The sequence below is a fragment of the Deltaproteobacteria bacterium genome, assembly GCA_016219225.1.
Classification (GTDB): Bacteria; Desulfobacterota; RBG-13-43-22; order RBG-13-43-22; family RBG-13-43-22; genus RBG-13-43-22.
Genome location: JACRBX010000112.1, coordinates 15964 through 28405 on the forward strand (window position 1 = coordinate 15964; position 12442 = coordinate 28405).

The following is a 12442-nucleotide window of genomic DNA, read 5'->3' on the forward strand; positions in this document are numbered from 1 at the left end:
TCTACCCCTACAGAAAAAATACTGTCTTAGGAACGATAATATACAGTATTTACCTTATTTTCCATACCCGGTCTCTTAGTTAATATAAATAATAAGAATCACTTGCCGAGTTCCAAAGCTCTGAGGTTCAGCCGAATCGTTTATGATCAAAAAAGCTCGCTACCTGGTTAGAGATAAAATCAATGGTTGAAAAGCAAAGTATCCTGATTGTCGAAGACCAAACCATTCTCAGGGAAGGTCTGCGGTCTCTTCTTTCTTTTCAGCCGGACATGGAGATCATCGGCGAGGCTGGCGATGGACTGGAGGGCATTCGAAGCGTTGATAAGCTCCTTCCGAACCTGGTTTTAATGGATCTTTCCATGCCGCGAATGAGCGGGATGGAGGCCATCAAGGAGATCAAAAAAAAATGGCCTGAGATCAAAATCCTGGCCCTGACCGTTAATGACAGCGAAGAGTACATCATCGCCGCCCTGAAAGCCGGAGCGGACGGCTATATTTTAAAGGATTCCACCAATACCGAACTCCTGCAGGCCATTCGGAATATTTTGTCCGGAAAACGGGTGCTCAGCCCGGGCGTTTCGAAAAAAGTCATTGAGGGGTATCTGGAAAGTAAGAAGGATCAGAGCATTATGTCACCCTGGGACACCCTGACCCTTCGGGAGCGGGAGATCCTCAGGTTGATCGGTGAAGGGCAAAAAAATAAGGATATCGCGGATTCCCTTTCCATCAGCCCTAATACCGTTGAGAAACACCGGGCCAATATCATGGAAAAATTAAATCTCCATAGCGTTTCAGCCCTGACGGCCTATGCTATGAGAAAAGGATTGATCAAAAAAGATTCTTCCTCTTAAATCCGGACTAAAAGAACCGGACTTTTTGAATGTCTGAGGACCTTTTCCGCTACACTACCGACCAGATAACGCATTAACCCGGTTTGACCATGGGAAGCGATGACGATCAGGTCTATATTTTTTTCCTGCTGGTCTTTCAGGATTTCTTCATAAGGGGTACCCTTTCTGATTTCCGTAATGATTTCCACTGCATTTGATTTTTGAAATTTAGCCACTTGATCTTGCATCATTTTTTTAGAGGCCTGGATGGTTTCATTTTCCACTTGCGTTACTGTTTGGGGATCGAGACAATAGTCGACTGTGCAATGAATCACCATTTCAGCAACATGCAATAGATGGATTTTTGAATGATATTGATTGGCGATGTCCATGGCCTCTTGCAGGGATTTATCCGAATATTCGGAAAAATCCGTTGGGACAAGGATATTTTTCGGTGCAAACATAGGGCCCTCCTTACTTGAATTCGTGGTTGATGAAAGGCAGCAAAAGCGTCCCGGTCCGGTCATTCTTTAAAATATTGATTAGTTCAGATTGTACCCCCCTTTTTTTCAGATGGGAAGAAGAAATTTCAGCCACTTCCGGCTCCAATAAGATAAAATTAATTTCATCCATGTCCATTAATGGGGAATTTAATAAATCATAATTAGCCGTTTTTTCCATTTGAGTAGACCTCCTTTATTTTATTTATTTTTGTTTTAACTCGCTAAAAGATTTTGCCTCTGTTTCTTCTAAGAGGGCCTGATTCTTCATTATAGCCTTATTATGTGGTTCCGAAAGAATTAAATCAAATTCCTCCGTTTTTAAAAGTTGAACAGCTTGTTGGATGGGAACAGAAGATTGGATGGAAGCCCCGGAACGGAAAATGAAGTAGGTTATATTAAAATCAGGGTCGATATGTAGTATTTTAATCGGGGCAGTCATTCAATCCTCCGTTTTCTTATTAGATACCCTTTTTTATGCTTCGTGTTGCCCCCTGAGGAGCATGAGGGTTTAATCAGTAACTTATCTTATTCTCAGGAAGAAGGAAATAATGGAGAACCCGTATTTTGGGAGGAAGAATGCAGTATTTAGCGGGGCGATAGGCGATAGGCAATAGGCTATGGGCTATGGGCGAAGGGCAAGGTTCATCGTTGTACTTAGCGCCCTTCGGGGGGACTCTCAAAACATCTCACGCGAGGGCGCAAGGACGTAAAAAATGATAAAAAACAAAGTAGTTTCATAGCCTTGAAATTTCTTACGCCTTTGTGTCTTTGCGAGACATAAAAGGAATTTCCGATACTATCAAGGTTATTATACTTGCATTTTTGTTCTTGAAACTTTATTCTTTAACTGACCCCTGACCCCTGAACGTTATTTTCGTATTGTAGGAATGGGCAGGACTATAGAGATGCGGTTTTCCCCCTCTTCCGAGTTAACTTCAATCCGTCCTTTATGGGCCTCGATAACCCTCCGGCTGAGGGAAAGTCCCAGGCTTTTCCCGAAAGACCTGTTGGAAAAATCATGGCCGAGCAGGATTTCCTGCGTTTCTTCGGGCAGCGGCTCTCCCTGATATTTTATCTCTATTTTAATCTGAGGCGTTAATGCCGAAGTTTCCAGCGAAATGATTATTTCCTGGTGGCCTTTCCCTGTCTGAAGGATAATGATTTCCAATAATTGTTGAAAAGATTTCTGGAATCCATTCTTTTCCAAAGGAATAGACCTGGGGATTTTTTGCCATTTTTTTATGAGAGTAATTTGTTGGCGGGTCAGACTATCCTGAAGCCCTTCGAGGGCCTTTTCCAGGACCGGAACTAAATCCAGGTCCTGAAAAACAGGCTGATAAGGGTTGGAATAGTCCATTAAATCATTCAAGACCTGCTCCAGACGCCGAGATTCCTGGGCGATTAGTTCGGCATATTGGATGACATTGACCTTTTCTTCCCCTTTCTTTACCAGGCGCTGGGCGAATCCACCGATAGCCATCAAAGGGTTCCGGATTTCGTGGGCTACGGCATCCATAGCCTTTTCAAGGGATTTTTTTCGTTCCCCGGGTGGTACCATAAGGGATTGAGTCGATTTTTGATCCTCCTGGGAAAACAGACCGATCATTCTACTCAGATTATCTTCCAAAGATCCATTTATTCGGATCAGAGCCCGATTAGCTTTCTCCATGACTTCCAGCAGGTCTTTACTGGAGTTGATCTGGAGACGGAGCTCGCGGGCAATTTCTTCCACTTTAAAAAAGACCTCGGAAAGGATTTCACTCACCCGATCCAAATCTTTCTTTAACATCCGAGCGATTTCCTTTAAGAAGGCAAAGTCATCCCTGGTGCCGAAGAAAAGCTGGGTGCAAATCCGGGCGACTTCCAAAAATAAACATAAATCCGAGGTCCCTTCTTTTAAGGCGGCCGTTCCGAAGATCTTCTGGGCTTCAACGATCTGGTTCGGAAAGTGCCAGTGCTGGAGGGTGAGCCTTCCCAGTTCCCGATGGTTGATGCCCAGGTTTTCCTCTTCCCATTTAAGGGCCTCTTCCAATGGAACATTCCCGCCCGGAAAAGAATCTTTTAAAGAATCAGGACAGACGTGGAATAGAAGCAACATCCCTATTTCCAAAATTAGTCCGGCGGTAAAGACTTCATCGGGATCAAGCCGGTCGGAAAGATCAGAACCTTTGGCTAAACCTTGGGCCAACAGGGCACGATAGAGAGAGGTTTTCCAAAAGAAATCATAATCCATACCCTTTACTTTGCCCAAGGGGAAGGTATCTTTTAATGAAATATTCAGGGCCATCAGACGGATTTTCTTGAAGCCGGCAACCATCACGGCGTAAGAGATGGACGAGATCGGTTCCCTCTGGGCATAAAAGGCGCTGTTGACGAATTTCAGCATCCTGGCCGTCAATCCCGGGTCCTGCTCAATGATCCGGGTTAGATCCAATATGGAGCTGTGTTCGTTAGCCGCTACATCAATTAACTGAATGGTTAAAGGGGAAAGGGAGGGGAGATAATCTTGAGTGGCGATTTGTTGCAGGATTTTTGTTTTATCTGTGGGTTCCATGATGTTCCTTATCTTCTGATATCTTCTTCTATTTCGGCACAAAACTCGGGGGACTGAAGATTCCGGGTATTTTTTTCAATCGGACCTATTTCAGGGACCTGGGCCTTGGAACTGATGCCTAATTCCTTAAATCGCCGGGCAGCCACCAAAACCCGGCTTTCCAGGGAGCCGACGGCATCGTTATAAGCATGAACGGACTTGTCTAATGATCGTCCCACTTCCCCAAAATGCAGGGCTAATTTGACCAGGCGTTCATAGAGGGTCTTGCCTAATTCGCTGATAGCCTGGGCATTTTCAGCCAGGGCCTCCTGACGCCAGCCATAGGCTACGGCCCGTAATAAGGTGATCAGGGTTGTAGGAGTGGACAGGATTACCTTCTGATTGACCCCTTCTTCGATCAGGTTGGGATTTTGTTCCAGGGCGGCGCTGAAAAAATTCTCCCCGGGCAAAAAAAGGACTACAAATTCCGGGGTCTCGGGAAATTGATCCCAATAGGATTTGGAGGAGAGTTTCTGCATATGGGTCTGGATCTGCCTGGTGTGTTCCCGTAATTTTATTTTTCTTTCTTCTTCAGTCGGACATTCAAGGGATTCCAGATAGGCCTGTAGGGGAGACTTGGCATCCACGACTACCCATTTTCTGTTGGGCAGGCGGACGATCATATCAGGTCTTAATCGGCCCTCATCGGCCGTCACCGATTCCTGCTCAATAAAATCACAATGTTCAGACATGCCGGCCAGCTCAGCCACGCGTTTGAGAGTTAATTCCCCCCAACGGCCCCGAACTTGCGGGGCCCTTAAGGCCTTGACCAGATTGCCGGTTTCTGTTTGAAGACGCTGTTCGGTTGCCGACATCATTTCCAGGTGCTGACTCAGGCTCCCGTAGGCCTGTTGGCGGGCGGTTTCCATCTCCTGAACCTGTTGTACATATTTGTCCAAGGTCTCCTTCAAGGGTGCGATGGTGCCTTCCACGGCTTTTTGACGTTGGTCCAGATCTCCTTTGGCCTCGGACTGAAATTTTTCCAGATGGGTCTTGGCCAGGTCTAAGAATTGTTGATTGTTGGTTCTCAGACACTCGGCGGATAAGACCTTGAAGGCATCTTCCATTTTTTGGGCCGTCTCATTCAAGAAGATGATTTTTTCTTCCATGGCCTTCCGTTCCTGACGTAACGTGGTCTCTATTTCGGCCCGGTTCTGTTTCAGACCGGTGATCTCTTCCCGTAAGCTCCCGGTTTCCTTTTCCCGCTCCTGAAGGCGTTCTTTCCATTCGGCCAACTGCTCGACTTCCTTTTGGGCCGCTGCCCTTTCCTGGCTTTCCTGCAAAAGCCGCTGTCGGAGGCTTTCATTTTCCTGGCCGGATTCCCGGTTATTAGCCGCCAAACCCTGGATCTCGGCTTCCCGAGCCTTCAGACGTTCCTCAATAACGGCCAGTTGAGATTGAAAGGGCAAGGTGGCTTGTGAAATTTTTTGGGCCGTTTTTAAGTGAAAAAACAACCAGGCCAAAAAGACACCGGCAATCAGTCCGATAGCCAATCCCCAAAGCAGAGGGGGCAAATTCATATTAGACTCCTATTGTTAATGAATAATACAGGCTTTCGCCACCTCACGCCTCACGCCTGTCGCCCCATGCCTATTTTTTATTTCCAAAGCAACTCCTCTTCCTGCAGGACCTTGATCCGGTCTCTAAGCTCAGCCGCTTCTTCAAAGTCCAGGCGGGCGGCCGCCTCTTTCATCCTTTTTCTCAGTTGTTTGATCAGAAGCGGGACCTGGTGGGGTTCCACAAATTCCTTTTGTTTTTCCTTGGCTATGGGAACCGTTACGTAATCGGCTTCATAAACCGAAGACAGGATATCCTGAATCGATTTTTTAATCGAAGTGGGGGTTATTTTGTGCTTTTTATTGTAGGCTAATTGAACGGCGCGGCGTTTTTCCGTTTCCTCAATGGCCTCTTTCATGGACCGGGTTATCCGATTGGCGTAGAAATAGACCTCTCCTGAAAGATTTCGGGAGGCCCTGCCGCAGGTCTGGATCAAAGAACGGGTGGAACGCAAAAAACCTTCTTTGTCGGCATCCAGGATGGCCACCAGGCTGACTTCGGGCAGGTCCAGCCCCTCCCGCAGGAGGTTGATCCCGATCAGGCAATCAAAGACCCCCAGACGTAAATCGCGCAAAATTTCGATCCGTTCCATGGTATCGATATCGGAATGCAGGTAACGGACCTTTATCCCTAATTCCTGGTAATATTCGGAAAGATTTTCAGACAGACGCTTGGTCAGGGTAGTGACCAGGATCCTTTCCTGGCGGGCAACCCGTTTTTCAATTTCCTTTTTTAAGTGTTCAACCTGGTTGTCGGCCGGAAAGACTCGAATCAGGGGATCCATCAATCCTGTGGGCCGGATAATCTGTTCGGCCATGACCCCTCCGGACCGGTTAAGTTCATATTCAGCCGGTGTAGCCGAGACATAAATGGTCTGGTGGACCAGACTTTCAAATTCCTTAAAATTCAAAGGGCGGTTGTCCAGGGCCGATGGAAGACGGAAACCATAATCGACCAGGGTCTGTTTCCGGGATCGATCCCCCCGATACATGCCCTGGAGTTGGGGAACGGCCAAATGGCTTTCATCAATAAACAATAAGAAATCTTTGGGGAAATATTCCAGCAGGGTAGGGGGGGGCTGACCCGGGAGACGGCCGGTCAGGTGCCTGGAGTAATTTTCAATCCCATGACAATAGCCGAGCTCCTTCATCATCTCCAGATCGAACCGGGTTCGCTCTTCGACGCGTTGGGCTTCAAGCAGTTTATTCTGAGAGCGGAAATAGGTGATCCGTTCCTCTAATTCTGTTTCGATAGCCTGGTAGATCTGGTCCATCCCCTCTTGAGAGGTCACATAATGGCTGTTCGGAAAGAGATGGACCTGTTTCAACCGGTTTCGTATTTTCCCTCGCAACGGATCGATCTGAGAGAGGGTTTCAATGGTGTCCCCGAAGAAAGAGAACCGTAGCGCCAGGTCTTCCTCGTAGGCCGGGAAAACCTCTATAACATCGCCCCGCACCCGGAAGGTACCCCGGTGGAAGTCAAAGTCGTTTCGTTCATAAAGCATGGATACCAGTCGACCCAAGATCTCCTCCCTGGATATCTCCTGGTTTTCTTGCAAAGAAAGGAGCATCCCCTGATAGGCTTCGGGAGAGCCCAGGCCGTAGATGCAGGAGACGCTGGCGACAATCAGGCAGTCGTTCCGTGTTAACAGGGAACGGGTAGCCGAATGACGCATCTTGTCAATGGCTTCATTGATGGAAGAATCTTTGTCGATGTAGGTATCGGTTTGAGGCAGGTAGGCCTCGGGTTGATAATAGTCATAATAGCTAACGAAATATTCCACGGCATTTTCCGGGAAAAAGGATTTGAATTCTCCATAAAGCTGGGCCGCCAGGGTCTTGTTCGGGGCCAGGACCAAGGTCGGTTTTTGCACTTGGGCCACCACTTGGGCCATGGTGAAGGTCTTCCCCGATCCGGTTACCCCCAGGAGGACCTGGTGTTCCAGACCTTGGCGGACTCCCTGGACTAATTGTTCAATCGCCCTGGGTTGATCCCCTTTGGGCTGGAATTCGGAAATCAGTTTAAATTCTTGCTGCATGGGAATGGGTTGGATACTCGTTGCTCGTTACTGGTTACGCGTTCTCGTTTCATTCGGCGTTGCAAGGAATTTAACACAGATGAGAGGAGAGTGCAAATGCCGCTTTTTTGAGTGCAATTCTACGCTTTCTTTTTGAGATCATTTGTAGTAAAAAAGGGTAAATACAGGCTATAGACAAGAGGCTATAGGCTACAGGAGAAGAAAAACCAAAAAAATATTTAACCGTAGCCCTTCGCCCATTGCTTATAACCCGTCACCAAAACAATCTCAGTGCGTCTACAGGAGGGGAAAATGGGAAAAAATTTTTTTAATCGGGACGATCGGGATATAAAGTTTGTGCTGTTTGAACACTTGAAGGTGGCCGATCTTTTTAAGTACGAAGCCTTTCGGGATTTCAGTCAAGAGGACTTCGAGATGATCATTCAGGAGGCTATGAAAGTCGGGAAAGAGGTCCTGGGCCCGGCCAATCAGGATGGGGACCGAGAAGGATGCACCTATGAAAATGGGGTAGTCAAAGTTCCAAGCTCCTTTCATCACTGCTGGAAAGTTATGGCGGAAAACAGTTGGATTGCCCTGGCGGCCAAGCCGGATTTTGGGGGGCAGGGTTTGCCGGCTGTTTTGAGCGGATTGATCGCCGAACTGTTTATAGCGGCCAATATGTCTATCATGACTTATCCCGGTTTGTCCATCTCCAATGCCGCGGTTATTGAACACTATGGGACTGAGGGAGATAAGGCCCTTTTTGTCGAAAAGCTCAATACCGGTGTCTGGTCCGGGACCATGTGCCTGACCGAGGCCGACGCCGGCTCGGACGTCGGCTGGCTTCGGACCAAGGCGGTTCCTGATAAGGCCTCGGGAGATCCCCGCCTTTATAAGATCGAAGGAAATAAACGGTTTATTACCTGCGGAGAACATGATTTGACCGAAAATATCATCCACCTGGTCCTGGCCCGTATAGAAGGGGGGCCTCCAGGGACCAAAGGGATCAGCCTTTTTATCGTACCCAAGATCTGGGTCAATCCGGACGGATCTTTAGGGGAACCCAATGATGTCTTTTGCAGTGGCATCGAACACAAGATGGGCATCCACGGCTCTTCCACCTGTTCCCTGATTTTTGGCGAAAACGGCGGTTGCAGAGGCTTTCTCCTGGGTGAACCCCATAGCGGTATGGCCAAGATGTTCCAGATGATGAATGAGGCCCGGATGGGTTGCGGGGTCCAGGCCCTGGGTTTGACGGCCGGCGCTTATGACTGCGCCCGTCAATATGCCAAGGAAAGGCTCCAGGGGCCGCTCTTTACCAACCGTAGCGGGGACCGGGTGCCGATTATTCAGCATGAAGATGTGCGGCGGATGCTCATGAATCTAAAGGCCGGGACCGAGGCCATGCGGGCCGTGATCGGTAAACTTTTTTATCTGATCGATATTGCCCAACACGATCCTGATGAAACCAACCGGAAAATGGCCTTTCGTCAGGTGGAGTTGCTCACCCCTCTGGTCAAGGCCTATTTCTCGGACTTCGGATATAGTCTGATCCGGGATGCCATGCAGATCCTGGGCGGCGTCGGCTACTGTCAGGAGTTCCCGGTGGAACAATACGCCCGGGATTCCAAGATCGTCTCCATCTGGGAAGGGACCAACTATATCCAGGCCCTCGATCTGGTGGGCCGCAAGCTGGGCATGGAGGGGGGAAAGGTTTTTCAGGATTGGATCCAGGGGATTATGAGCTTTACCGGTCAGTATAAAGAAGACCCGGATTTCGGGCCGGATTTAAAACTCCTTTTTAAAGCCACCCAAGCTATTGGTGACTTTACCTTGCGTTATATGCAGTATTTTCAGGGGGAAAAGGTCCGGTTGATCGGTTTAACGGCCACCCGATTCCTGGATTGTTTTTCTGAGGTCCTCATGGCCCACCTGATGCTGGAGCAGGGCCTTCTGGCCCGAGACCGGCTCAAAGAGGTTGAGGCCGGCTCAGCCGACGGCATTTTTTACCGAGGGAAAATAGAAACGGTCAAATTTTTCTGCCGAAATATCCTGCCCAATGTCTTTGCCCGTTATACCTCCCTTCAGCAGGAAGACTTTTCGGCTCTCGATATCCCGGAAGAGGCTTTTTAAGAAGGCTTTAAGTGGTCAAAAAAATTGACAATGAGTCCCTGTTTCGTATGAAAAGAAGATCGAAGCCAAATCTGACTTCCCCGGAGAAAACCCCCAAAAGCCTTGAGGAGAGCATGGCCAGGAATCATGCCCTCCTCAAGCAAAGGACGCTTCAACTTTCAAAGACCAATAAAGAATTAAAAAAAGAAATTGAGGAACGCAAACAAGCGGAGAGGGCTTTAGGAAAATCAGAAAGAAAATTCAGGATATTATCTACTCGGCTGATCAATGCCCAGGAAAACGAGAGAAAAAGGATCGCCATCGAATTGCATGATGAGTTGGGCCAGTCTTTAATCGGTTTAAAATTTCAATTGAGCAATCTGGCCAAGAAATTCAAAGAAAATCTCGAGGGTTTAAAGCCGGATATTGAACAGGCCCTGCATGCAATCGATCGGATGACCGAAGACGTCCGAAGACTGTCCCGGGATTTACGTCCTTCGGTACTGGAACATCTGGGCCTCTTCGAAGCCCTCCAATGGGTATTGGGCGAATTCTCCAAACAATATCCTTTCAAAATTATCAGTACGATCCAGGAACCCCATTTTTCATTTTCCAAAGGGCAGGAAATTATTATTTTCAGGATTTTTCAGGAAGCCCTGACCAACGTCGGGAAACATGCCCAGGCCAGGCAGGTTTTGATTGATATGAAGGAACGCGGTGAAGAGGTGGTCTTTTCCATCAAGGATAACGGGAAGGGCTTCGATTTCCTGGAGGTTATAAGCAGCACCCTCCCGGAACGGGGATTGGGATTGACAGCCATGGATGAAAGGGCCCGGATGGCCGGCGGGGCCCTTCACCTTATGAGCCGGAAAGGGAAAGGCACCAAAATAACCTTCACCGTTCCGGTAAAGAAAGGTAAAAAATCCAAGTGAAATAAATTAGGACGCAGATTTTCGCCGATACCCGCAGATAACTATTCTTTATATCAAAATCTTGGCAATCCGCACGATCGGCGAATATCTGCCGATCCGAGTCGATCTGTGTCCAAAAAGGCTTAGAAGGCGGCGCTAATGGCCGGTCTTCCCCGGTTTCAACGAATTAATTTTCCCAATCTTTTCCAGCGGACTCCAAACTCAGTTCTATCCCACGACCAGTAAATAATAAAGGCCTGTCCGATAATCTGTTTTTGATCTACAAAACCCCAATAACGGCTGTCGTAGCTTTCGTCGCGATTGTCCCCCATGACAAATAATTTGCCGGGTGGTACCATTAGGGGTCCGGTATTATCCCGGGGTTGTTCCGTCTCGGGGATGACCATCTGGTCAGAATGGACCCCATGAGGGTCTTCCATGGGGATATGGTTGATATAAACCCTTTTGTCCCTGATTTGGACTGTATCCCCAGGGAGTCCAATGACTCTTTTGATAAAATCCTTTTTCGGGTCCACCGGGTAAATAAAAACGACCACATCATTTCTTTTGGGCGAACTGATAGGGATCAGCGTATAATTGATGGAAGTAAAGGGGACCCTGAGTTTTATCCCGTAAAGGAATTTGTTGACTAAAATATGGTCTCCCACCAACAGAGTGGGTTTCATGGACCCGGAAGGGATCTTGAAGGCCTGGACGACAAAGGCCCGTATCAGCAAAGCCAGAAGAATTGCAATAATGATGGATTCCGCATATTCTCTGACAATGGATTTTTTCCGTTCAGGACTGCGATTTTTATTAAGTTCTTTTTCCAAATAGTCCTCCTGTAACCGTTCAGATCCCTATTCCATAATCGGTCCAATTTAGACCGTGTTGTCTTTCATAGCGAGATTATCGTCAGGAATCAAGAAAAAAGTCTTTATTTTTTCCAAAATACAAAATAATATCTCTCATTATGATCCAGCCATTTTTATCCGACCACCATCCATCCCATGAAATCAATCCCCCATTTCGTTTTTGCCCCTTATGTGGGGGAAAATTAGTTAACAAAAAGATAAAACCCCAGGAACCCGATCGCTTGGTTTGCAGCCTTTGTTCTTTTATCTATTATCTCGATCCCAAAGTGGCTGCCGGGACCGTAACCCTTATTGAAAACAGAATTGTTCTGGCCAAAAGGGGGATTAATCCCGGATATGGTAAATGGGTCATTCCCGGAGGGTTTGTCGATCGGGGGGAAACCCTGGAAGAAGCCGCCATCCGGGAGACACTGGAAGAAACCAATATCCAGGTCCGATTAAATGGTCTTTTGAATGTCTATTCTTATCCTGGAAAGGCGGTAGTAATCGTGGCTTATCTGGCCGAAGCCGTGGCCGGTGTTCCTAAAGCTTGTGATGAAACCCTGGAACTGGGAATGTTTCAATATGAAGAAATTCCCTGGGATGAATTAGCCTTTCCCAGCACCCGGGAAGCCTTAAAGGATTATCGGAAACGTTGTACCCCGTCCAATCCATAATTTCAATCTTGATGGACTTTTTACAAGTCCATCAAGATTGAAAAGTAATTTTTTCTTGTCAATTACACCGATACAGGTTAAAAGAACCGTTTGACCTTAAATCAAAAATTCCAAAAGACAGAGGAGTATAAGCACCGTGGTATTTATTAAACCTGAAAAACTGACGGATTTATCCCCGGAGAGGAAAGAAACCCTCATTAAGAGGTCCATGGAAGATATTTCGGATATTTATGAAGAAACCCGGGACATCGTCCGGGGCGTTCAAAAGGGAGGCGACCAGGTCATTCTAAAGCATTACCGGAAACATAAATCCGATATTCGGCCGAAAGATCTTTTGGTTCAACCTGAAGAAATCAAGGCATCTTATAAACTGGTCGACAAGGCCGTA

At 47.4% G+C, this 12442-nt stretch carries 12 protein-coding genes; 5 read left to right on the forward strand and 7 right to left on the reverse strand.

Annotated elements, in window-relative coordinates; translation table 11 throughout:
* The first annotated feature begins 182 nt into the window (after positions 1–182).
* Positions 183–851: a response regulator transcription factor gene (locus HY879_10195; protein ID MBI5603716.1), complete on the forward strand. Its 669-nt coding sequence runs from the start codon at positions 183–185 to the stop codon at positions 849–851.
* On the opposite strand, the gene HY879_10200 is transcribed toward HY879_10195, so the two are convergent.
* The 6 genes from HY879_10200 to uvrB form a co-directional block, all read right to left on the reverse strand.
* Entirely contained in the window at positions 848–1294 is a 447-nt protein-coding gene (locus HY879_10200; protein ID MBI5603717.1) for a universal stress protein, read from the reverse strand. The two genes, HY879_10195 and HY879_10200, sit on opposite strands and share 4 nt — an antisense overlap.
* A gap of 10 nt (positions 1295–1304) precedes the next feature.
* A complete protein-coding gene (locus HY879_10205) occupies positions 1305–1511 on the reverse strand; it encodes a hypothetical protein (protein MBI5603718.1) in 207 nt (68 codons plus the stop codon).
* A gap of 24 nt (positions 1512–1535) precedes the next feature.
* Entirely contained in the window at positions 1536–1772 is a 237-nt protein-coding gene (locus HY879_10210) for a hypothetical protein (protein ID MBI5603719.1), read from the reverse strand.
* 429 nt (positions 1773–2201) lie between these two features.
* Positions 2202–3887 (reverse strand): HDOD domain-containing protein, encoded by a 1686-nt coding sequence (locus HY879_10215; GenBank protein ID MBI5603720.1) that lies wholly within the window; start codon positions 3885–3887, stop codon positions 2202–2204.
* 8 nt (positions 3888–3895) lie between these two features.
* A complete protein-coding gene (rmuC, locus tag HY879_10220) occupies positions 3896–5446 on the reverse strand; it encodes a DNA recombination protein RmuC (GenBank protein MBI5603721.1) in 1551 nt (516 codons plus the stop codon).
* A 77-nt stretch (positions 5447–5523) separates the two neighbouring features.
* Positions 5524–7521: an excinuclease ABC subunit UvrB gene (uvrB, locus tag HY879_10225; protein MBI5603722.1), complete on the reverse strand. Its 1998-nt coding sequence runs from the start codon at positions 7519–7521 to the stop codon at positions 5524–5526.
* Positions 7522–7812: 291 nt separating this feature from the next.
* On the opposite strand from uvrB, the gene HY879_10230 reads away from it, so the two are divergent.
* Both HY879_10230 and HY879_10235 read left to right on the forward strand, forming a co-directional pair.
* On the forward strand, positions 7813–9633 hold the full coding sequence (locus HY879_10230; protein MBI5603723.1) for an acyl-CoA dehydrogenase: 1821 nt from the start codon (positions 7813–7815) through the stop codon (positions 9631–9633).
* A gap of 113 nt (positions 9634–9746) precedes the next feature.
* Positions 9747–10544, forward strand: coding sequence for a sensor histidine kinase (locus tag HY879_10235; protein ID MBI5603724.1), 798 nt, complete (start codon positions 9747–9749; stop codon positions 10542–10544).
* Positions 10545–10702: 158 nt separating this feature from the next.
* On the opposite strand, the gene lepB is transcribed toward HY879_10235, so the two are convergent.
* Positions 10703–11356, reverse strand: a complete 654-nt coding sequence (gene lepB / locus HY879_10240; protein ID MBI5603725.1) for a signal peptidase I — start codon at positions 11354–11356, stop codon at positions 10703–10705.
* 140 nt (positions 11357–11496) lie between these two features.
* Between lepB and HY879_10245 the strand changes: the two genes are divergently transcribed.
* Both HY879_10245 and HY879_10250 read left to right on the forward strand, forming a co-directional pair.
* Positions 11497–12054, forward strand: a complete 558-nt coding sequence (locus tag HY879_10245) for an NUDIX hydrolase (protein ID MBI5603726.1) — start codon at positions 11497–11499, stop codon at positions 12052–12054.
* A 136-nt stretch (positions 12055–12190) separates the two neighbouring features.
* A partial coding sequence (locus HY879_10250; GenBank protein MBI5603727.1) for a histidinol dehydrogenase occupies positions 12191–12442 on the forward strand: 252 nt, incomplete at its 3' end.